At 71.1% G+C, this 20,092-nt stretch carries 20 protein-coding genes, 1 tRNA gene and 1 pseudogene; 10 read left to right on the top strand and 12 right to left on the bottom strand.

Annotated elements, in window-relative coordinates; all coding sequences use genetic code 11:
• Nucleotides 1-260 precede the first annotated feature (260 nt).
• Nucleotides 261-404, top strand: a pseudogene (locus tag ABT085_RS06375) (site-specific integrase); the annotation flags it as partial.
• Between the two features lie 97 nt (nt 405-501).
• On the opposite strand, the gene ABT085_RS06370 reads toward ABT085_RS06375, so the two are convergent.
• From ABT085_RS06370 to ABT085_RS06360, 3 genes are all read right to left on the bottom strand, one after another.
• Nucleotides 502-575: transfer RNA gene (locus ABT085_RS06370), tRNA-Pro, on the bottom strand.
• A 42-nt stretch (nt 576-617) separates the two neighbouring features.
• Nucleotides 618-1,412 carry a Pr6Pr family membrane protein gene (locus ABT085_RS06365; RefSeq protein ID WP_351602755.1) on the bottom strand — a complete coding sequence of 265 codons (795 nt, stop codon included), beginning with the start codon at nt 1,410-1,412 and terminating at the stop codon, nt 618-620.
• Nucleotides 1,413-1,568: 156 nt separating this feature from the next.
• Nucleotides 1,569-2,495, bottom strand: coding sequence for a metallophosphoesterase (locus ABT085_RS06360; protein ID WP_351602753.1), 927 nt, complete (start codon nt 2,493-2,495; stop codon nt 1,569-1,571).
• 212 nt (nt 2,496-2,707) lie between these two features.
• Between ABT085_RS06360 and ABT085_RS06355 the strand changes: the two genes are divergently transcribed.
• Nucleotides 2,708-3,172, top strand: a complete 465-nt coding sequence (locus ABT085_RS06355) for a GatB/YqeY domain-containing protein (RefSeq protein ID WP_351602751.1) — start codon at nt 2,708-2,710, stop codon at nt 3,170-3,172.
• A gap of 156 nt (nt 3,173-3,328) precedes the next feature.
• Here the strand turns inward: ABT085_RS06355 and ABT085_RS06350 are convergent, their stop codons facing one another.
• The gene (locus tag ABT085_RS06350) at nt 3,329-5,584 is read right to left on the bottom strand and encodes a transglycosylase domain-containing protein (protein WP_351602749.1); all 2,256 of its coding nucleotides are present in this window, start codon (nt 5,582-5,584) and stop codon (nt 3,329-3,331) included.
• Between the two features lie 409 nt (nt 5,585-5,993).
• Here ABT085_RS06350 and wblA point away from each other — a divergent pair, with 409 nt between their 5' ends.
• Nucleotides 5,994-6,332, top strand: a complete 339-nt coding sequence (gene wblA, locus ABT085_RS06345; RefSeq protein WP_351602759.1) for a transcriptional regulator WblA — start codon at nt 5,994-5,996, stop codon at nt 6,330-6,332.
• A gap of 29 nt (nt 6,333-6,361) precedes the next feature.
• On the opposite strand, the gene bagB is transcribed toward wblA, so the two are convergent.
• Both bagB and bagA read right to left on the bottom strand, forming a co-directional pair.
• Nucleotides 6,362-7,780, bottom strand: a complete 1,419-nt coding sequence (gene bagB, locus ABT085_RS06340; RefSeq protein ID WP_351602747.1) for an ATPase BagB — start codon at nt 7,778-7,780, stop codon at nt 6,362-6,364.
• Nucleotides 7,777-8,754, bottom strand: a complete 978-nt coding sequence (bagA, locus tag ABT085_RS06335; protein ID WP_502982657.1) for an ATPase BagA — start codon at nt 8,752-8,754, stop codon at nt 7,777-7,779. Before bagA ends, bagB begins: the two co-directional genes overlap by 4 nt.
• 278 nt (nt 8,755-9,032) lie before the next feature.
• Between bagA and sp36 the strand changes: the two genes are divergently transcribed.
• The 4 genes from sp36 (at nt 9,033) to ABT085_RS06315 (ending at nt 11,510) form a co-directional block, all read left to right on the top strand.
• Nucleotides 9,033-9,194, top strand: coding sequence for a Sp36 family protein (gene sp36, locus ABT085_RS06330; protein WP_010986011.1), 162 nt, complete (start codon nt 9,033-9,035; stop codon nt 9,192-9,194).
• Nucleotides 9,191-9,658 carry a RidA family protein gene (locus ABT085_RS06325; protein ID WP_351602743.1) on the top strand — a complete coding sequence of 156 codons (468 nt, stop codon included), beginning with the start codon at nt 9,191-9,193 and terminating at the stop codon, nt 9,656-9,658. The genes sp36 and ABT085_RS06325 overlap by 4 nt, the downstream gene beginning before the upstream one ends.
• Before the next feature lie 140 nt (nt 9,659-9,798).
• Nucleotides 9,799-10,668, top strand: a complete 870-nt coding sequence (locus ABT085_RS06320) for an NUDIX hydrolase (RefSeq protein WP_351602740.1) — start codon at nt 9,799-9,801, stop codon at nt 10,666-10,668.
• Entirely contained in the window at nt 10,665-11,510 is an 846-nt protein-coding gene (locus ABT085_RS06315) for an MBL fold metallo-hydrolase (protein WP_351602733.1), read from the top strand. The genes ABT085_RS06320 and ABT085_RS06315 overlap by 4 nt, the downstream gene beginning before the upstream one ends.
• Before the next feature lie 96 nt (nt 11,511-11,606).
• On the opposite strand, the gene ABT085_RS06310 is transcribed toward ABT085_RS06315, so the two are convergent.
• Nucleotides 11,607-12,428 (bottom strand): nucleotidyltransferase domain-containing protein, encoded by an 822-nt coding sequence (locus ABT085_RS06310; RefSeq protein WP_351602731.1) that lies wholly within the window; start codon nt 12,426-12,428, stop codon nt 11,607-11,609.
• 204 nt (nt 12,429-12,632) lie between these two features.
• On the bottom strand, nt 12,633-13,307 hold the full coding sequence (locus tag ABT085_RS06305; protein ID WP_020129286.1) for a Crp/Fnr family transcriptional regulator: 675 nt from the start codon (nt 13,305-13,307) through the stop codon (nt 12,633-12,635).
• Between the two features lie 251 nt (nt 13,308-13,558).
• Between ABT085_RS06305 and nth the strand changes: the two genes are divergently transcribed.
• From nth to ABT085_RS06290, 3 genes are all read left to right on the top strand, one after another.
• On the top strand, nt 13,559-14,587 hold the full coding sequence (nth, locus tag ABT085_RS06300; protein ID WP_502982656.1) for an endonuclease III: 1,029 nt from the start codon (nt 13,559-13,561) through the stop codon (nt 14,585-14,587).
• Between the two features lie 70 nt (nt 14,588-14,657).
• Nucleotides 14,658-15,353, top strand: coding sequence for an NUDIX hydrolase (locus ABT085_RS06295; protein WP_351602727.1), 696 nt, complete (start codon nt 14,658-14,660; stop codon nt 15,351-15,353).
• A 95-nt stretch (nt 15,354-15,448) separates the two neighbouring features.
• Entirely contained in the window at nt 15,449-16,648 is a 1,200-nt protein-coding gene (locus ABT085_RS06290) for a MarP family serine protease (RefSeq protein ID WP_351602725.1), read from the top strand.
• Nucleotides 16,649-16,727: 79 nt separating this feature from the next.
• Here the strand turns inward: ABT085_RS06290 and ABT085_RS06285 are convergent, their stop codons facing one another.
• From ABT085_RS06285 to nhaA, 4 genes are all read right to left on the bottom strand, one after another.
• Complete coding sequence (locus ABT085_RS06285; RefSeq protein ID WP_351602723.1) at nt 16,728-16,907, bottom strand: hypothetical protein; 180 nt, start codon at nt 16,905-16,907, stop codon at nt 16,728-16,730.
• Nucleotides 16,908-17,073: 166 nt separating this feature from the next.
• Entirely contained in the window at nt 17,074-18,024 is a 951-nt protein-coding gene (locus ABT085_RS06280; protein ID WP_351602721.1) for an alpha/beta fold hydrolase, read from the bottom strand.
• Nucleotides 18,021-18,515, bottom strand: coding sequence for a phage holin family protein (locus ABT085_RS06275; protein ID WP_351602719.1), 495 nt, complete (start codon nt 18,513-18,515; stop codon nt 18,021-18,023). Before ABT085_RS06275 ends, ABT085_RS06280 begins: the two co-directional genes overlap by 4 nt.
• Nucleotides 18,516-18,633: 118 nt before the next feature.
• Nucleotides 18,634-20,067, bottom strand: a complete 1,434-nt coding sequence (gene nhaA / locus ABT085_RS06270; RefSeq protein ID WP_351602717.1) for a Na+/H+ antiporter NhaA — start codon at nt 20,065-20,067, stop codon at nt 18,634-18,636.
• Nucleotides 20,068-20,092 lie beyond the last annotated feature (25 nt).

Below are 20,092 nucleotides of genomic sequence, written 5' to 3'. Positions count from 1 at the left end.
GGCACTTGCAACCTGGTGGGAGATCACCAAGCGGCGTCGGCACGAGTGATCATGGCCTCGGTCGATAGGTCACCCTCCCGACCCACCACTCTCCCCAGCTCCCATCCCGTCCGCCGTCGACCCACACACCGTGGAGCGGGCGTGGTTCATGGCGTCCAGGTGGAGCGCGCCACTGTAACGAACGACTGTGACGCCATGGGCCGCGTCTGCTCGGCTCTGCCTGGGTCGATGGCGGACGGGATGGGAGCACCCCACGCTCGCCCCTTGAGGAGATCTCCCGACTCGTCGGGCACTCCGGGACGGCTGTCACCGAGGAGGTCTACCGGAAGCAGATCCGGCCTGTGATCCAGACTGGCGCCGTAGCCATGGACGGCATCTTCGGTCCGCAGGATCGGCGGCCGTAGACACTCGGGAAGCGGTAGTCACGCAGTTAGACACGCACGCAGAAACAGGTGAGGCGCCTACTGAATTCAGTAGGCGCCTCACCTGGTGTTTCGGCTGTCGGGGTGGCGGGATTTGAACCCACGACCTCTTCGTCCCGAACGAAGCGCGCTGCCAAGCTGCGCTACACCCCGATGTCGCTGCTTGTCCTGCTTGTCGCGGCGACGTCGTTTACTTTAGCCCACCGGTGGCCTGAGACGAAATCCGGTTTTGCCGAGGTGGCGCATCGGGTCGGGGCGGAGGTGGTCGAGGGCCACCAGGAGGATGGCCAGGGCGTAGAAGGAGAGGCCCAGGAGGAGGGCGTTGGCGAGGGCGCCCTTGTAGCCGTGGCGGTCCGCGTCGAGGAACGGATAGAGGTAGCGGCCCGGCGTGCCGGGGAGGATCAGTTCGCCGCGGCCGAGGCAGAACAGCAGGTAGGCCAGGGGATAGAGGAGCCAGGTGGCGGCCTGGCGCAGGTGCAGTCGGCCGGGGGTGGTCAGGAGCAGCCAGTCCAGTACGGCCGCGGCCGGGGTGATCGTGACCAGGATGTGGTTCGCCACCGTCTGCCGGAACGGGTGGACGCCCGGCGCGTTCGTCAGGGAGAACGTGGGCGTCGTACCGGTCAGGAGCAGATGGTGGACCAGGGCCGTGATGACGATGTAGAGGAGTACGGCGCCTGTCACAAGGGCGGGGAGCGGCCGCCGGGCCGACCACGCCCGGCGGGCGGACAGGGCCATGACCACGGCCAGCAGGATGTTGCTCTGGATCGCGAAGTGGCTCAGGACCCGGACCGGACTGCCGACGAGCAGTTCGATCGTCACGCCCGCGGCCGCCGTGCCGGCCACCAGCAGGCGGAAGACGGCGGTCAGCGGGCGGCGCACGGGGTTCATCACCGCCGTGGCGGGGACGTAGCCGGACGGCAGCAGTGTGGGCGCGACCATGCCCGGGATGGCGGGGAGGTCGGGGATGTCCCTGGGTATCGGCGCGGTCATGCCCTCAAGCTAGGCAGAACCGGCATGTCGGGCGATACGGGTGGTGCGTGTGGGTGACGGCCGGTGTCCGGCCCCGCGGGTCGGTGTCCCGCCCCGCGCGGGGGGGACCACGCCGGCCGTCCGACGGCGGTTCCGTGGCCCCCGGCCCCCTCGTGGTTACTCCTTGCCCACCAGCGTCAGCAGCGTCGCCTCCGGCGGGCACGCGAACCGTACCGGCGTGTAGCGGCTGGTGCCGCAGCCCGCCGAGACGTGCAGGAAGGCCCTGCGGCCGTCCGCCGTGTGCGCGGACAGGCCCTTCACCCGGTCGGTGTCCAGGTCGCAGTTGGTGACCAGCGCGCCGTAGAAGGGGATGCACAGCTGGCCGCCGTGGGTGTGGCCGGCCAGGATGAGCGGGTAGCCGTCCGCCGCGTACGCGTCGAGCACCCGCAGGTACGGGGCGTGCACCACGCCCATCGAGAAGTCGGCGGAGTCCGACGGGCCGCCGGCCACCCGGGCGTAGCGGTCCCGCTTGATGTGCGGGTCGTCCACGCCGGTCAGCTCGATCGAGACGCCCTCGACCTTCAGCGTGCCGCGGGTGTTGGTCAGGTTGAGCCAGCCCGCGCCGTCGAAGCCGTCGCGCAGGTCCTCCCACGGGTTGTGGACCACGCCCACGGCGGGCGCGTTGCCGTTCAGACCGTGCTTGCCGCTGGTCTTCTCCAGCAGGTAGCGGGCGGGGTTGCGCAGCGTGGGCCCGTAGTAGTCGTTGGAGCCGAAGACGTACGCGCCCGGGAAGTCCATCAGCGGGCCCAGCGCGTCCAGGACCTCCGGGACGGCCTCCGGGTCGGAGAGGTTGTCACCCGTGTTGATCACGAAGTCCGGGCGCAGCCCCGCCAGCGAACGCAGCCAGCGCTGCTTCTTGCGCTGTCCGCCGACCATGTGGATGTCGGAGACCTGGAGTATGCGCAGGGGGCGCATTCCGGCGGGGAGGACGGGCACCGTCACCCGACGGAGACGGAAGGAGCGGGCCTCGAAGCCCGCAGAGTAGAGGAGTCCGCCGGCCACGACCGCCGTGATGCCCAGGGGTACTCCGTATCGCGCGCGCATACGACCATCGTGTCAGACCCCGTCTGCACGCCGTACTCGGCCGTCCCCCAGGGCCGTTCCGCCCCTCGGCCGTCCGGCAGTCGTCCCGCGACCGCTCCGCCCGGTCGTGCGCGGTGCCGTCCGGCCCGCCCGCGCGGGCTTCCGTGGCCGCTCGCGACCGGCCCTTTAAATCAGCGGGCGTTCCGGGTTCCGCACCTGCGACAATCGGACGCATGACCACGCTCAAGTCGAAGTTGCAGGAAGACCTCAACGCCGCGATCCGGGAGCGCGACGAGCTCCGCTCCTCGACGCTCCGCCTGACGCTCACCGCGATCACCAAGGAGGAGGTCGCGGGCAAGGAGAAGCGCGAGCTCTCCGACGACGAGGTGCTGAAGGTGATCACCAAGGAGGCGAAGAAGCGCCGCGAGGCCGCCGAGGCCTTCGAGCAGGGTGGTCGCCTGGAGTCGGCCGAGCGGGAGAAGGCGGAGGGCGAGCTGCTCGGTGCCTACCTGCCCAAGCAGCTGTCCGACGACGAGCTGAACGAGATCGTCTCCCAGGCCGTGCAGGAGGCCAGGGCGGCCGGTGCCGAGGGGCCGCGGGCCATGGGCGCCGTCATGAAGATCGTGAACCCGAAGGTGGCCGGTCTGGCCGAGGGCGGCCGGGTGGCCGCCGTGGTCAAGCAGCTCCTGGCGGGCTGAACCGCCGCCCTCGAACGGAGCCGGCTCCTGAACGGTGCCGGCTCCCGATCGGCACCGGCTCCTGAACGGCACCGGCCCCTTCCTCCGCGTCGCGATGGCGCGGGGGAAGGGGCCGGTCCTCGTTCGAGGACGTGGTTCAGGTCCCGGCGGGGCGGCTCAGCGCCGTCCCCCGTTCCCGTTGTTGCCCTGGATGAAGCCGTCCGGGAGCGAGTACGTGGGGTTCGGGAGGTTCCCGCCGTTGTTGCCGCCGTTCGTCAGGCCCTGGATGAACCCGCCCTTGGTGGGGTTGCTGCCGTTGTTGCCGTGGTCGTCGCCCCTGTCGTGGTCCTCGTCGTCCTTCGGGGCGTCCGGGATGTCGACGAGGTTGAAGGACTGGGCGGGCTTGCCCGACAGGGCGCCGGTCATGGCGTCCTTCCAGATCGGGCCCGGGACCTGACCGCCGTAGACGAGCGCGCGGTAGACACCGCCGATCGTGATGTTGGTCATCTTGACCTTCTGGGAGGCGCTGCCGACCCAGACGGCACCCGACAGGTTCGGCGTGTAGCCGACGAACCAGGCGTTCTTGCGCTCGTCCGTCGTACCCGTCTTGCCCGCGCTCTCGCGGTCGGTGAGACCGGCCTGCTGGCCCGTACCGGAGTCGACCACACCGCGCAGCAGCGTGTTCACCGTGTCGGCCGTCTTCTCGGTCATCGCGCGCGAGCAGGTCGACTTCGGGACCTCCAGCGACTTGCGCTGGTTGCCGAGCTTCTGCGAGATCGACTCGATGGCGATCGGCGTGCAGTACATGCCCCGGGAGGCGAAGGCGGCGTACGCGCTGGCCATCGTCAGCGGCGAGAGGCCGACGGCGCCGAGAGCGATGGAAGGGGTCTCGGGAAGCTTGGTGCCGTTGCCCTGCGTGACGTGCAGCGCGTCGGTCATCTTCACCACGGGGCACAGGCCGATGTCGGAGATCATCTGCACGAAGTAGGTGTTGACCGACTTCGCCATGGCCTCCTTCATCTGGTACGGGCCGGACTCCGACTCGCTCTCGTTCTCGACCTTGTCGCCGTACTGGTTGGTCCACGGCTTGCTGCTGCACGTCTGGACCGGGCTCGGGTAGTCCATGTCGTACGGCGACGAGTACTCCTGGGTGGCGGGCTTGCCGCCTTCCAGCGCGGCCGCGGCCACGAACGGCTTGAACGTCGAGCCGGTCGGGAAGCCGAAGTTCGATCCGCCCATCTGGGCGTTGACCGAGAAGTTGTACTCGGTCTCGTTCTTGCCGTAGCCGTACGGCTTCGACTGGCCCATCCCGACGATCTTGCCGGTGCCGGGCTCGACCAGGGTGGCCGCCGCGGCGACCTTGTCCGACTTGTTGACGTGGCTCTTGAGCGAGGCCTGCACCGACTCCTGGGCCTGCGGCTGGAGCGTGGTGCGGATGGTCAGGCCGCCCTGGTTCCAGAGCTTGGCCCGCTCCTCCTGCGTCTTGCCGAAGACCGGGTCGTTCAGGAAGACCTTCTCGACGTACTTGCAGAAGAAATTGGCGCCCCGGGCGGCGGTGATGCAGCCGTTCTTCGGCTGGCTGACCTTCAGCTTCAGCGGCGTCTCCTTGGCCTGGTCGGCCTCGGCCTGGGAGATGTCGCCGACATCAGCCATGCGCTGGAGCACGACGTTGCGGCGCTTGGTGGCCTCCGCCTCGTCGTTCACCGGGTCGTAGCGGCTCGGGGACTGCACGATGCCGGCGAGCATTGCCGACTCCGGCAGGGTGAGGTCCTTGGCGTGCTTGGAGAAGTAGCGCTGGGCCGCCGCCTCGACGCCGTAGGCCTGCTCACCGAAGAACGTGATGTTCAGGTAGTTCTCGAGGATCTTCTTCTTGCCGAGCTCTTCCTCGACCTGGATCGCGAACTTCAGCTCCTGGATCTTGCGGCCGAGGGTCTGCTGGGTGGCCTGGGCGACCTTCGTGGGGTCGTCGCCCGCCTCCTCGACGAAGACGTTCTTCACGTACTGCTGGGTGAGCGTGGAGGCGCCCTGGGCGACACCACTGCTCTGCACGTTCTTGTTCAGGGCGCGCAGGACGCCCTTCAGGTCGACGGCGCCGTGCTGGTAGAAGCGCGAGTCCTCGATCGCGACGATCGCCTTCTGCATGTACGGCGAGATGTTCTTGAGCTCGACCACCGTGCGGTCGCGCGAGTACACCGTGGCGATCTGGCCGCCGTCGGCGTCGAGGATGGTGGTGCGCTGACTCAGCGGCGGCGTCTTCAGGTTGGCCGGGAGCTCGTCGAAGCTCTCCACCGATCCCTTGGCGGCCAGGCCCAGCACGCCGAAGGCGGGCAGGGCGATACCGGCCAGGACGGCTCCCGCGAGCACGCTGACACCGAGGAACTTGGCGGCCTGCTGCGTTGCCGACAGGCCACCGCCCGAGCGCTTCTTTGGCATGAGGGCAGCCTACGTTCTCATTCGCCGGACACGCGTATATGCCTTGGCCTAAGCTGCTCTCAACTGTCACAGCAGTAGGGCTACGTATCAATACGTCCGGCGACCCCGAATCGTTCCGGAGGTTCCCCGGTTTTTTTGATGGGGGCGTGTCCGAATCCGCCTTCTGTGTCGCATGGCGCCCGTTGTGACCAGACAGAACTGTCCCGTTTTTGCCGGGATAGTCGCGTATGTCGTCAGCTCACTCCCCCGGGTGATCTGCCGCTTACCCATAGTCCGTTCGGGCCATTCAAGATTGGGCCCGAAGGGGGTGTTGCGCTGTCCCCGCCTTCCGTAACGTCCTCAACTGGCGGCGGTGAATATGCCGCTGCCGCCGTGGGGGAGCCTCGATTCGGGAGAGGACGGCGCCGGTATGGGCTGGGTTACCGACTGGAGTGCGCAGGCTGCCTGCCGCACTACCGATCCGGATGAACTGTTCGTGCAGGGAGCAGCGCAGAACAGGGCCAAGGCGGTGTGCACCGGATGTCCGGTACGCACCGAATGCTTGGCGGATGCGCTCGACAACCGCGTCGAATTCGGCGTGTGGGGAGGCATGACGGAGCGGGAACGCCGCGCACTGCTGCGCAGGCGGCCCACCGTGACCTCCTGGCGCAGGCTGCTGGAGACGGCTCGTACGGAGTACGAGCGCGGCGTGGGCATCGTGTCGCTCGACGACGACCAGGTGTACGAGAACTACGCGGCGGTGGGCTGAGCGGGACCATCGGCTCGGCCGGCGGCGACTCAGTCGTCGGCGGCCTCGGGCAGCTCCGGCCGGTTGGCCGCGAGCCGGTTCCCGATGTCCCGTAGCCCTGTGAGGTCGTGCACGTCACCTGGCAGCGCGCCCACTTCGGCCACGGCCACCTCGGGGTGGAGCGCGGTGAAGCGGTCACGTGTGCGCTGCTCGCGGGAGAGTAGTTGCATACGTTCGGCATGCAGGCGCAGCAGGCCTGCGGTGAGCTGCTCGACGCTTTGATGAGCTCCGGTGGGCTGATCGGCTTCGCTGGGCCGCTCCGGGGCCGGGGGGCCGGGCCGCGACGCGGGGGACTCTGAACTGTCGTACGTGTCGGGAGAGTTACGAAGACGAACCTTCCCGCCGTCCTGATCCACAATGCGGGACTCTTCAAGATTTTCCGCACCGGGTCCGACGGCGGGGCCGGAACTGTCCTCGGCGGCATCGGTGACATCGGCGGCGAAGTCGAGATTCTCGGCGGCGGCGAGCGCCCGCTCGGCCGACAGCCCGGCGGCTCCGCTGCCGTGGACCCGGTTGAGCACCAGACCGGCCAACGGCATCTTCTCCGCGGCCAGCCGCTCCACGAAGTAGGCGGCCTCGCGCAGCGCGTCCCGCTCCGGGGCCGCGACCACCAGGAACGCCGTTCCGGGCGCCTGGAGCAGCTTGTACGTCGCGTCCGCGCGGGTGCGGAAGCCGCCGAAGGTCGTGTCCATCGCGGCCACGAACGTCTGTACGTCCCTCAGCAGCTGACCGCCCAGCAGCTTGCCGAGCGTGCCGGTCATCATCGACATTCCGACGTTCAGGAACGCCATGCCCGCGCGCCCGCCCAGCTTCGCCGGCGCCGTCAGCAGCCGGATCAGCCGTCCGTCCAGGAACGACCCGAGCCGCTTCGGCGCGTCGAGGAAGTCCAGCGCCGAGCGCGACGGCGGTGTGTCGACGACGATCAGATCCCACTCGTCCCGGGCCCGCAGCTGCCCGAGCTTCTCCATCGCCATGTACTCCTGCGTGCCCGCGAAGCCCGCCGAGAGCGACTGGTAGAAGGGGTTGCCCAGGATCGTGGCCGCCCGCTCCCGGTCGGCGTGCGCCTCGACGATCTCGTCGAAGGTGCGCTTCATGTCGAGCATCATGGCGTGCAGCTCACCACTGCCCTCGACGCCCTTGACGCGCCGCGGGGTGTTGTCGAGCGAGTCGATGCCCATCGACTGGGCCAGCCGGCGGGCCGGGTCGATGGTGAGGACGACGACCTTGCGGCCCCGCTCGGCCGCGCGCAGGCCCAGCGCCGCCGCGGTGGTGGTCTTCCCGACCCCGCCCGAGCCGCAGCACACGACGATGCGGGTCCCGGGGTCGTCGAGCAGCGGATCGAGGTCGAGCACGCGCGCGGGGGCGAGCCGGCGCGCGGTGTCCTGCGCGGGCGTCGGGTCCGGACTCATGACATCCCCTGCTTCCGCAGCTCGGTGGCCAGCTCGTACAGGCCCGCCAGGTCCATGCCCTCGGCGAGCAGCGGCAGTTCGTGCAGCGGCAGGCCCAGCTCGCCCAGGACGGCGCGTTGCTCGTGCTCCAGCGTGTGCCGCTCGGCGTACTCCTCGGCCTGCGCCAGCAGGGGGTCCACCAGCCGCTCGGCGTGCCCGCCGCGCCGTGCCCCGCCGAGTCCGGCGGCCGACAGCGAGCGCGCCACGGCGGCGCGCGGCACGGTCCGTACGAGTTCCAGGTCGGCCGCGTCCAGCACCTCGGGCCGCACCATGTTCACGATGACCCGTCCCACCGGCAGCCGGGCGGCGCGCAGTTCGGCGATGCCGTCGGCGGTCTCCTGGACGGGCATCTCCTCCAGCAGCGTCACCAGGTGCACGGCCGTCTCCGCCGACTTCAGCACCCGCATCACGGCCTGGGCCTGATTGTGTATCGGCCCGATCTTCGCCAGGCCCGCCACCTCGTCGTTGACGTTGAGGAAGCGCGTGATGCGGCCCGTGGGGGGCGCGTCCATGACGACGTAGTCGTACTTGAACCGGCCGGTCTTGTCCTTTCTGCGCACCGCCTCGCAGGCCTTGCCGGTCAGGAGCACGTCCCGCAGGCCGGGCGCGATGGTGGTGGCGAAGTCGATCGCGCCGAGCTTCTTCAGGGCCCGGCCGGCGCTGCCCAGCTTGTAGAACATCTGGAGGTAGTCCAACAGGGCCAGTTCGGGGTCGATGGCGAGGGCGAACACCTCCCCGCCCCCCGGAGCGACGGCGATCTTCCGCTCCTCGTAGGGCAGCGCCTCCGTCTCGAAGCGCTGCGCGATGCCCTGCCGGCCCTCGACCTCGACGAGAAGCGTCCGCTTCCCCTCGGTCGCGAGGGCCAGCGCGAGGGCGGCGGCGACCGTCGTCTTTCCGGTCCCGCCCTTGCCGCTGACGACCTGGAGCCTGCTCACGTCTTCGAGCGTAACCAGTCCGCGCCCGAGCCAATCGGCAGGCTGTGGACAACAGGGGCGGAACTCGGCCACATGGCCCGTGCGCGACGAGGCCGGGACACGGCCGCCCGCCTGCGGTTTCCCGGGCGGCGCAAGGGCGCAGGAGCGGTCGTCGGCGGTCCGGAAAGCGCTCCGAGGACCGCTGTGAAGGCCGGTGCACTGCTGTTCGTACCGCCGCTCGTACCTACCGTCGTGGCCGACCGCCGGTCCCACCGGTCACAGCGGATAAAGTCGGCCACATGACCAAGTGGGAATACGCAACCGTGCCACTGCTCGTCCATGCCACGAAGCAGATCCTGGACACCTGGGGCGAGGACGGCTGGGAGCTCGTCCAGGTCGTGCCCGGGCCGAACAACCCCGAGCAGCTCGTGGCCTACCTGAAGCGGGAGCGGCAGGCATGAGCGCCGTCGAGGAGAAGCTCGCCGGACTGGGCCTGACCCTGCCGGCCGTCGTGCCTCCGCTCGCCGCGTACCAGCCGGCCGTGCAGTCCGGCGTGTACGTGTACACCTCCGGCCAGCTCCCGATGGTGGACGGCAAGCTTCCGGTCACCGGCAAGGTGGGCGCGGAGGTCACCGCCGAGGAGGCCAAGGAACTGGCCCGCACCTGCGCGCTGAACGCGCTGGCCGCCGTGAAGTCCGTCGCCGGCGACCTGGACCGCATCGCGCGCGTGGTGAAGGTCGTCGGCTTCGTGGCCTCGGCGTCCGACTTCACCGGCCAGCCCGGTGTCGTCAACGGCGCCAGCGAGCTGCTGGGCGAGGTGCTCGGCGACAAGGGCGTGCACGCGCGCAGCGCGGTCGGCGTGGCGGTGCTGCCGCTGGACGCCCCGGTCGAGGTCGAGATCCAGGTGGAGCTCACGCACGCGTGAACCCTTTCCCCCGGGCTACTCCGTCCGGGGTTCCCCAGGGGCCCCGCGAAGGGCTCCCTGGGGTCCTTCCAGGGGTTCTTCCGCCGGGCTCGGTGATCGTGGCCCTCGAACATCCGCGCGCTACGGGATAGCCTCCGCCCATGGCGAATGGGCAGTGGTTTCCCGCGGACTGGCCCGAGCGCATCCGTGCGCTCACGGAGGGCACACTCACCCCTGTGACCCCCAGGCGCGCGGCCACCGTCATGCTCCTGAAGGACAGCGACGGCGGCCCCGCCGTGCACATGCTGCGCAGACGCGCCTCCATGGCCTTCGCCGGGGGCGCGTACGCGTACCCGGGCGGCGGCGTGGACGCCCGCGACGACGACCACCTCGTGCGCTGGGCGGGCCCCACGCGCGCGTGGTGGGCCGACCGGCTCGGCGTCGACGAGAAGGCCGCCCAGGCGATCGTCTGCGCGGCCGTACGGGAGACGTACGAGGAGGCCGGCGTCCTGCTGGCCGGACCGACCCCCGACACGGTCGTCGGCGACACCACGGGTGCGGACTGGGAGGCCGACCGCGCCGCGCTGGTCGCCCGCGACCTGTCCTTCGCGGACTTCCTCGACCGTCGCGGCCTGGTCCTGCGCTCCGACCTGCTCGGCGCCTGGACGCGCTGGATCACCCCCGAGTTCGAGGCGCGCCGCTACGACACCTGGTTCTTCGTGGCCGCCCTCCCCGAGGGCCAGCGCACCCGCAACGCCTCCACGGAGGCCGACCGCACGGTGTGGATCCGGCCGGCGGAGGCGGCGGCCTCGTACGACAAGGGCGAGCTGCTGATGATGCCGCCCACCGTGGCGACCCTGCGCCAGCTGGTCCCGTACGCCACCGCGGCCGAGGCACTGGCCGCCGCGCCCGGCCGCGATCTGACCCCCGTGCTGGCGCGCGCCCGCCTGGAGAACGGCGAGGTCGTCCTCTCCTGGCCCGGCCACGACGAGTTCACCAAGCACATCCCGACCGGTGGAGCCCCCGAATGACGGACGCAGCAGCCCTTCCCGGTCAGCCGCGGGGCGGTGTCCTCTCCGGCCCCGCCACCCGACGGGCCGTCAACGTCCTGGCTCCCAACGCCTCCGCGATGACCCTGGACGGCACCAACACCTGGATCCTCGCCGAGCCGGACTCCGACCTGGCCGTCGTGGTCGACCCGGGTCCGCTGGACGAGGGCCACCTCGGCGCCGTCGTCGACATGGCCGGGCAGGCCGGCAAGCGGATCGCGCTGACCCTGCTGACGCACGGCCACCCCGACCACGCGGAGGGTGCCGCCCGCTTCGCCGAGCTGACGGGCACGAAGGTGCGAGCCCTCGACCCGGCCCTGCGGCTGGGCGACGAGGGGCTGGCCGCCGGGCAGGTCATCGAGGTCGGCGGCCTGGAGCTGCGGGTGGTGCCGGCCCCCGGCCACACCTCGGACTCCCTGTGCTTCCACCTCCCGGCCGACGGCGCCGTCCTGACCGGTGACACGGTCCTGGGCCGCGGTACGACGCTGGTGGCGCACCCCGACGGCCGCCTGGGCGACTATCTGGACTCCCTGCGGCGGCTGAGGTCGCTCACGGTCGACGACGGCGTCCACACGGTGCTGCCGGGCCACGGGCCGGTCCTGGAGGACGCCCAGGGCGCCGTCGAGTTCTATCTCGCCCACCGCGCCCACCGGCTCGCCCAGATCGAGACGGCCGTCGAGAACGGCCACCGCAGCCCGGCCGAGGTGGTCGCCCACGTGTACGCGGACGTCGACCGTTCCCTGTGGCCGGCGGCGGAGCTCTCGGTACGGGCGCAGCTGGAGTACCTGGAGGAGCACGGGCTCATCCCGGGCCGGCGCCTCTGACCGGACTTCCGGTCCCTGCCCCGAGCCCGCTCGCCGAGCCCGCTCGCCGGGTCCGCCCGCCGGGTCCGCCCGCCGTGCTCAGCGGTCCCCGGCGGCTCAGCCGGGCCTGGCCGCCTTGACGCCGTGCACGCGCGCGTACTCCTCGGCGAGCCACGGGCCGAGGTCGTCGACGTACGACCGCAGGACGTCCGGGTCGCCCGTCGGCTCGTACCCGAGCACGGCTGCGGCCCGCAGCTGCCCGGCCCGCTGCGGGTAGTGGGCGCCGAACGCCCCGGCCATCTCGTGCAGGTCGCTGGTCCAGCCGTTCCAGCGGGGCATGACCAGGGTGAAGCCGGTGCGGACCAGATGGCGCGACATGAAGCGGACGAGGGGCCGCCGCGCCTGCTCGGTGTCCTGCGCGTCGGCGATCCGCCGGCGCCAGCGCGGCAGGAGCAGGGCCAGGTCCCCGTTGGTCTCCCGGGCGAGCAGCGTGCCGGGGCGGTAGCGGGGCAGAAGGGCGGCGAGGTCCTCGCCCAGCAGCGGTGTGCACAGACATGCGACGAACCAGCCGAGGTCGTGGCGTTCCAGGCCGCTCAGCACCCGCTCGCGGCCGAACAGCAGCGTGCCGCACCCGTCGAGCTGCGTGAACCGGGCGTCGAGTTCCGTGTCGAGGGCCCGTGCGTCCGCCCGGTCCGCCTCGGTCGGCTCCGCGTGCAGGACGAGGAGCAGATCCAGGTCGCTGCGCCCCACGCGCGCGGTGCCCCGCGGGATCGATCCATAGAGGTACGCGCTGTGCAGGCGCGCGCCGAACACGTCCGTCAGCCGCTGCCGTGCCGTGGCCACGACGGGGTGGTAGTCGGGCGGCACGCGTGCGAGGGAGCCTTCGCGGACGATGTGTCCCCCGGCGTCGAGGCCGGGGCGGCGAGCGGTTTCGGTCACGCGTTCACTGTGTCCCGGCGACCGCGGTCGCGCCCCGCGTTTTCGGCGCGGTACGGGACGGGGTGCCGGCTCGGTGACCTCGGTCCGGCGACATCGGTGCGGCGGGGCCGGGTCGACGGCCCGACGGGGTCGGCTCGTGGTGACGGGCGGCCGGGTGACGACGGGTCAGTGTGCGGTGTCGTCAGCCGGCCGGTCGATGCCGGGTCAGCGCGAGCGCTTCGCCAGTCGCTCCACGTCCAGCAGGATCACGGCGCGCGCCTCCAGGCGGAGCCAACCGCGCTGGGCGAAGTCGGCGAGCGCCTTGTTCACCGTCTCGCGCGAGGCGCCGACGAGCTGGGCCAGCTCCTCCTGCGTCAGGTCGTGGACGACGTGGATGCCCTCCTCGGACTGCACGCCGAAGCGCCGGGAGAGGTCCAGCAGGGCGCGGGCCACGCGGCCCGGGACGTCCGAGAAGACCAGGTCGGACATGGCGTCGTTGGTCTTGCGCAGCCGGCGGGCGACGGCCCGCAGCAGCGCGGTGGCCACCTCGGGGCGGGCGTTCAGCCAGGGCTGGAGGTCGCCGTGGCCGAGGCCGAGCAGCTTCACCTCGGTCAGCGCCGTGGCCGTCGCGGTCCGCGGGCCCGGGTCGAAGAGCGACAGCTCGCCGATGAGTTCGCTGGGGCCGACCACCGCGAGCATGTTCTCGCGGCCGTCGGGGGAGGTGCGATGCAGCTTGACCTTGCCCTCGGTGACCACGTAGAGCCGGTCTCCCGGGTCGCCCTCGTGGAAGAGGGAGTCGCCGCGAGCCAGGGTCACCTCACTCATGGAGGCGCGAAGCTCCGCGGCCTGCTCGTCGTCGAGTGCCGCGAAGAGCGGGTTGCGCCGCAGAACATCGTCCACGAGTTCTCTCCTTGTCGACCTGCTCAGGGGATCTTGCTCCCCGGTGTATCAGGGGACCGTGTTCCCCATTTTGCCGGACGGTCCAAACAGTGTGATCTGTCACAAGGATGCCGCACACATGTCCCGAGGTAAGCGGCAGGGGGCCAATTGGGGGCCGATCTTCGGGCTCCAAAGCGGATGTCGGTGCCGGGCTCTAGGCTGGCCGGGTGTCCAAAAAGCCGGTGAGAGCACAGGCCAAGGGGGCTGTACGGGTGGGTGCACGGCGTGATTCCGCTGTGGGCGAACAGGAGTCCGATGGTGGAAAGAAGGCGGCGAAAGCGGCGCACGTGAGCGAGACCCCCGAGGCCCCGCAGGCGGCGGAGACGGCCGGCGAGGCCCCGGCGAAGAAGCCGGTGACGGCGGGTCGGGTGAAGAAGCCGGCCGCGTCGTCCCGAGCCGCCGCGCCCGCGAAGGCCGCCAAGTCGGCCGGAGCCGCCGCGCCGGTCAAGGCCGCGCGGCCCCCGAAGGCCGAGTCGCACACCGCCCTCGTCCGCCGTGCCCGGCGCATCGACCGCGAGCTCGCCGAGGTCTACCCCTACGCCCACCCCGAGCTGGACTTCGAGAACCCCTTCCAGTTGCTGGTCGCCACGGTGCTGTCCGCCCAGACCACGGACCTGCGGGTCAACCAGACCACGCCCGCCCTTTTCGCCCGGTACCCCACCCCCGAGGACCTGGCCGCGGCCGACCCCGAGGAGGTCGAGGAGATCCTGCGCCCCACGGGCTTCTTCCGGGCCAAGACCAAGTCGGTGATAGGCCTCTCCAAGACCCTGGCCGAGCAGTTCGGCGGTGAGGTCCCGGGCCGGCTGGAGGATCTCGTCAAGCTGCCCGGCGTCGGCCGCAAGACCGCGTTCGTCGTGCTCGGCAACGCCTTCGGCCGACCCGGCATCACCGTGGACACGCACTTCCAACGGCTGGTCAAGCGCTGGCGATGGACCGAGGAGAGCGACCCGGACAAGATCGAGGCGGCGGTCGGGGCGCTCTTCCCCAAGAGCGCCTGGACGATGCTCTCGCATCACGTGATCTTCCACGGCCGCCGCATCTGCCACGCCCGCAAGCCGGCCTGCGGCGCCTGCCCCATCGCCCCGCTCTGCCCGGCGTACGGCGAGGGCGAGACGGACCCGGAGAAGGCACGGAAGCTGCTCAAGTACGAGAAGGGCGGCTTCCCGGGCCAGCGCCTGAACCCCCCGCAGTCCTACCTGGACGCGGGCGGCAGGCCGGCGCCTCCGCTGGGGGCCGGATGACCGGCGGACCGGGGCCGGAACGATCTCGGGGGTGTGACGCGTTGGAACAGGCAGGACGACGGGGGTGGCGATGACGCGGGCGAGTGATACCCAGGGCGGGCCGGTGGCGCTGAGCAAGAGCGGACTGCCCCGGTGGCTCGACCCGGTGGTGCACGCCGTCGAGACGGTGGAGCCGCTCCAACTGAGCCGCTTCCTGCCCCCGGAGAACGGCGCGGGACGGCAGTCGGCCGTACTGATCCTGTTCGGCGAGGGAGAACGCGGCCCGGAACTGCTGCTGATGGAGCGAGCCGGCTCGCTGCGCTCCCACGCCGGCCAACCCTCGTTCCCCGGCGGCGCCCTGGATCCGCAGGACGGCGACCCGAAGGGCGACGGCCCCCTGCGGGCGGCCCTGCGCGAGGCCGAGGAGGAGACCGGCCTCGATCCGGCCGGTGTCCAGCTCTTCGGTGTGCTGCCCAAGCTGTACATCCCGGTCAGCAGCTTCGTCGTCACCCCGGTGCTGGGCTGGTGGCGTGAGCCGAGCCCGGTCGGGGTCGTCGACCCGAACGAGACGGCCCGGGTCTTCACGGTCCCCGTGGCGGATCTCACGGACCCGGCGAACCGTGCCACCACCGTCCACCCCAGCGGCCACCGAGGTCCGGCATTCCTGGTCGAATCGGCCCTGGTGTGGGGATTCACGGCCGGTGTGATCGACCGATTGCTCCACTACGCGGGCTGGGAGCGGCCCTGGGACCGTGAGAAGACGGTGCCACTCGACTGGCGGTCATGACAGGGTGTCCACCAAGTCGTGTCCATCCGGAGGACAAGCTCCGGACCCCCGGCCGTCTGGAGTAACCGGCAAGTGTTGAGGCGAGGCCTGAAGCGGTGAACGTGCTGGACATCCTGCTGTTGGTCGCGGCCGTGTGGTTCGCGATCGTCGGCTATCGCCAGGGGTTCGTCGTCGGCATCCTGTCGGTGATCGGCTTCCTGGGCGGCGGGCTCGTAGCCGTTTATCTCCTGCCCGTCATCTGGGACTGGCTCACCGACAACTCGGAGGTCAGCACCACGGCCGCCGTCGTCGCGGTGGTCGTCGTCATCGTCTGCGCCTCCGTCGGGCAGGCCCTGACCACCCATCTCGGCAACAAGCTGCGCCGGTACATCACCTGGTCCCCGGCCCGCGCCCTGGACGCGACGGGCGGCGCCCTCGTCAACGTCGTCGCCATGCTGCTGGTCGCCTGGCTGATCGGCTCGGCACTGGCGGGCACCACCCTGCCGACCCTCGGCAAGGAGGTCCGCAGCTCCAAGGTGCTCCTCGGGGTGTCCCGGGCGCTGCCCGACCAGGCCGACACCTGGTTCGCCGACTTCTCCTCGGTCCTTGCGCAGAACGGCTTCCCACAGGTCTTCAGCCCGTTCTCGAACGAACCGATCACCGATGTCCGGCCGCCGGACCAGGCCCTCGCCAACAGCGCGGTCGCCCTGCGCGCGCAGCGCTCCATCGTCAAGGTCACCGGTACCGCCGAGAGCTGCGGCAAGGTCCTGGAGGGCACCGGCTTCGTCTTCGGCAACCGCCGGGTGCTGACCAACGCCCATGTCGTGGGCGGCGTCGACGAGCCCACCGTCCAGATCGGCGGCGAGGGCAAGCGCTACGACGCCACGGTCGTCCTCTACGACTGGCGGCGCGACATCGCCGTACTCGACGTACCGGATCTCCAGGCCCCCGCGCTGCGGTTCGCGTCCGAGGACGCCGCGAGCGGCGACAGCGCGATCGTCGCGGGCTTCCCGGAGAACGGGTCGTACGACGTCCGTGCCGCGCGCGTGCGCGGCCGCATCTCGGCGAACGGTCCGGACATCTACCACCGGGGCACCGTGCGCCGCGACGTCTACTCGCTCTACACGATCGTCCGGCAGGGCAACTCCGGCGGCCCGCTGCTCACACCCGACGGCAAGGTGTACGGCGTGGTGTTCGCGAAGTCGCTCGACGACGCCGACACCGGATACGCGCTCACCGTGGACGAGATCCGGCAGGACATCGCCGCGGGACGGACCGCGAACCAGCAGGTGGACAGCGACAGCTGCGCACTCTGAGGCGTTCTCCGCCGGACTGCCGCCGGACTGCCGCCGGACTGCCGCCGGACCGTCCCCGGGCCGGTGCGGCCCGCGCGGGTCAGCCGCGCGGGTGGCGCAGACGCACCGAGACCCAGCGGGCCCGGCGGCGCAGGATGCGCGGGATTCCCACCCTGGGGTCCGCGCCCGCGAGCTGTGGGGCGCCCCTCTGGTGGGAGCTCAGACCACCGGCGGAGCGGCGGTTGCGTGCTGCGTCACTGTAGTCGTGCGTCCAGCCCATACCCCGACGTCTGCCCCTGCCCCAAGGTCGATAACCGCCTCCCGGGCCCTCAATTGGCCTATGCGCCAGGCAATTGGCTGTTCGTAGGACAGTTGTTCACGTTCGGATACCGGGCGCGCCACGAGGGTGACCGATCGGGCCTCGGCTACCGGGCACACCGCGCGGGTCACCGGTCGGGCTCGGGGTCCTTCAGCCAGTTGACGAGTTCGGCAGAGAAGGCGACCGGATCCTCCTCGTGCGGGAAGTGGCCCAGCCCGTCGAACAGACGCCAGCGGTACGGCGCTTCGACGTACTCCCCGGACCCGGCCGCACTGCGCGTGCGCATCACCGGGTCCAGCGAGCCGTGCAGATGGAGGGTCGGCACCCGTACGGGCCGCTTCATCCGGCGGTTGAACTGGATGCCGTCGGGCCGGGCGAGGGAGCGGACCATCCACCGGTACGGCTCGATGGAGCAGTGCGCGGTCGAGGGGATGCAGATGGCGCGGCGGTACGTCTCGACCGCCTCGTCGTCCGGCAGTCGCGGCCCGGACCAGTCACGGATCAGCCGGCCGACCAGCGCGCCGTCGTCCGCGGTGAGCTGCCGCTCCGGGATCCAGGGCCGCTGGAACCCCCAGACGTAGGAACTCGCCGCGGACTGCTTGACGTCGGAGAGCATCGCGGAGCGCCAGCGCCGGGGGTGCGGCATCGAGGCGACCGCGAGGCGTCGTACCAGCTTCGGGCGCATCACGGCCGCCGTCCACGACAGATAGCCGCCCAGACCGTGGCCGACCAGCGCGGCGTCCGGCTCGCCGAGCGAGCGGATCACGCCGGTGATGTCCAGGGCGAGGTTGGCCGGGTCGTAGCCGCGCGGGGTGCGGTCGCTGCCGCCCACCCCGCGCAGATCCATGGCGACGGCCCGGTAGCCCGCCTCGGCCAGCGCGACCAGCTGGTGCCGCCAGGCCCACCAGAACTGGGGGAAGCCGTGCACCAGCATCACCAGGGGACCGTCGCCCAGCTCGGCGATGTGGAAGCGGGCGCCGTTGGCGGCGACGTCCCGGTGCGTCACCCGGTGTCCGCCGGGTACGTCCGAGCGTACGACCGAGGTGGGCTGCGCCGAGGGGGTGCCGGGGTCCGTCATGAGGACGAGCGTGCCACAGCTTCGATGGCCGCGGGCGCCCCGTCCTCCAGCGCGAGGGGCTCCGGGCGCGGGTGCGGCTTGGCGTGCTGGAGTACGACGGCCGTCTCCTTCATCGAGGCGGCGACCTTCTGCGGGCCCTTGCTGCGCTTGGCCTTCTTCGCGAAGACGACGCCGATCAGGGCCAGTACGGCCGCCACGAGGACGTTCGCGGCGAAGGACAGCAGGAAGCAGATGGCGAGGTTCCAGCCGCTCCAGGTCCGGATGCCGTAGGCGAGGGCGAAGTTCAGCATCGGCAGGGAGAACAGCAGGACCATGGCGGCGACGGAGAACGCGCCGCCGCTCGTCGCGCCCTTCTTGACGTCCTGCTTCAGCTGGGCCTTCGCCAGCGCGATCTCGTCGTGCACCAGCGCCGACAATTCGGTCGTCGCGGAGGCGAACAGCTGGCCGATGCTGCGTTCGGCGCCGACCGGGCTGCCGTCGGGTGCGCTCATCGAGGTCTCCCTGTGTCTGCGTGCGGAAGGTGCGGCCGTTCGGACGACGTCGGCGCGGAGTCTGTCCGACGTCTGTCCGGCTGCGTCCGGTCCCGCTCTTTTGTACCGTCTCGTCAGATCATGCCGGACCGTCGTCCTCCTCGCCTGCCCCGCCCGCCACTTCGGCAAGCCTGCTGCGGGCCGCGGCCGTCTCCCGGGCCATCCTGCGGTGCTCGGCGGCCTTGCGGTCGTGGATCTCGGCCATCCGCAGGTGGTACGCGGGATCGTCCTGCTCGTAGATGTCCGGGATGCCGTCGAGGTCGTCGTCACGCTCCTCGCGCTCGCACAACGCGCGGTACTTGGCGTTGCGCAGCTTCAGCAGCACGGTCGCCAGCGTCGCCGCGATCAGCGAGCCGGTCAGGACGGCGGCCTTGATCTCGTCCGTCAGTACGTCGTCGCCCGCGAAGGCGAGCTCGCCGATCAGCAGCGAGACGGTGAAGCCGATGCCGGCGAGCGTGGCCACGGCGAACACGTCGGGCCAGGCCAGGTCCTCGCTGAGGGAGGCCCGGGTGAAGCGGGCGGTGAGCCAGGTGCCGCCGAAGATCCCGATCGCCTTGCCGAGGACGAGCCCCAGTACGACGCCCAGGGTCTCCGGCTTGGTGAAGACGTCCCCGAGCGCGCCGCCGGAGACCGCCACACCCGCGCTGAACAGGGCGAACAGCGGCACGGCGAGGCCCGCCGACAGGGGCCGGGCCAGATGCTCGACCTGCTCGCCCGGGGAGTGCTCCTCGCCCTCACGGGTGGTGCAGCGCAGCATCAGGCCCATGGCGACGCCGGCGATGGTGGCGTGCACGCCGCTGTTGTACATCAGCCCCCAGATCACCAGGGCGAGCGGAACGTACACGTACCAGCCGCGGATGCCCTTGCGCAGCAGCAGCCAGAAGACGCAGAGGCCGACGACCGCGCCGCCGAGCGCGGCGAAGTCGATGCGCGCGGTGAAGAAGACGGCGATGATCAGGATCGCGCACAGGTCGTCGACGACGGCGAGGGTGAGCAGGAAGGCGCGCAGGGCGCTCGGCAGCGAGGTGCCGATGACCGCGAGCACCGCCAGCGCGAACGCGATGTCCGTGGCCGTGGGGACCGCCCAGCCGTCCAGGGAGCCCCCGCCGACGACGTTCGTGAGCACGTAGACGAGGGCGGGCACCGCCATGCCGCTCAGGGCGGCGGCCACGGGCAGTACGGCCGCCCGGACATCGCGCAGATCCCCGGCGACGAGCTCACGCTTGAGTTCGATACCGGCGACGAAGAAGAAGAGGGCGAGCAGTCCGTCGGCCGCCCAGTGGGCGACGGACAGATGCAGGCCGAGGGCCTCGGGGCCGAACTCGAAGTGGCTGACGCTCTCGTAACTGTGGTGCAGCGCCGGCACGTTCGACCAGATCAGCGCCGCGACCGCGGCGGCGAGCAGCAGCACGCCGCCGACCGTCTCGGCGCGCAGGGCGTCCATGACGTAGGTGCGCTCGGGCAGCGAAAGGCGTCCGAGGAACTTGCGTCGGGTGGTGCTGGGCGCGGCCACGGCGGGCACCTCCGGGTCGGTACGG

This window comes from Streptomyces sp. NPDC002265 (assembly GCF_040296125.1).
Taxonomy (GTDB): Bacteria; Actinomycetota; Actinomycetes; order Streptomycetales; family Streptomycetaceae; genus Streptomyces.
The sequence above is the reverse complement of the archived record's forward strand: the minus strand, read 5'-3'. Positions and strand labels throughout refer to the sequence as shown.

Bases quoted from the DNA above. Each gene is read 5' to 3' on its own strand.
- ABT085_RS06365 (WP_351602755.1), bottom strand. From the start codon at position 1,412: ATGACCGCGCCGATACCCAGGGACATCCCCGACCTCCCCGCCATCCCG.
- ABT085_RS06360 (WP_351602753.1), bottom strand. From the start codon at position 2,495: ATGCGCGCGCGATACGGAGTACCCCTGGGCATCACGGCGGTCGTGGCC.
- ABT085_RS06355 (WP_351602751.1), top strand. From the start codon at position 2,708: ATGACCACGCTCAAGTCGAAGTTGCAGGAAGACCTCAACGCCGCGATC.
- ABT085_RS06350 (WP_351602749.1), bottom strand. From the start codon at position 5,584: ATGCCAAAGAAGCGCTCGGGCGGTGGCCTGTCGGCAACGCAGCAGGCC.
- wblA (WP_351602759.1), top strand. From the start codon at position 5,994: ATGGGCTGGGTTACCGACTGGAGTGCGCAGGCTGCCTGCCGCACTACC.
- bagB (WP_351602747.1), bottom strand. From the start codon at position 7,780: ATGAGTCCGGACCCGACGCCCGCGCAGGACACCGCGCGCCGGCTCGCC.
- sp36 (WP_010986011.1), top strand. From the start codon at position 9,033: ATGACCAAGTGGGAATACGCAACCGTGCCACTGCTCGTCCATGCCACG.
- ABT085_RS06325 (WP_351602743.1), top strand. From the start codon at position 9,191: ATGAGCGCCGTCGAGGAGAAGCTCGCCGGACTGGGCCTGACCCTGCCG.
- ABT085_RS06320 (WP_351602740.1), top strand. From the start codon at position 9,799: ATGGCGAATGGGCAGTGGTTTCCCGCGGACTGGCCCGAGCGCATCCGT.
- ABT085_RS06315 (WP_351602733.1), top strand. From the start codon at position 10,665: ATGACGGACGCAGCAGCCCTTCCCGGTCAGCCGCGGGGCGGTGTCCTC.
- ABT085_RS06295 (WP_351602727.1), top strand. From the start codon at position 14,658: ATGACGCGGGCGAGTGATACCCAGGGCGGGCCGGTGGCGCTGAGCAAG.
- ABT085_RS06285 (WP_351602723.1), bottom strand. From the start codon at position 16,907: ATGGGCTGGACGCACGACTACAGTGACGCAGCACGCAACCGCCGCTCC.
- ABT085_RS06280 (WP_351602721.1), bottom strand. From the start codon at position 18,024: ATGACGGACCCCGGCACCCCCTCGGCGCAGCCCACCTCGGTCGTACGC.
- ABT085_RS06275 (WP_351602719.1), bottom strand. From the start codon at position 18,515: ATGAGCGCACCCGACGGCAGCCCGGTCGGCGCCGAACGCAGCATCGGC.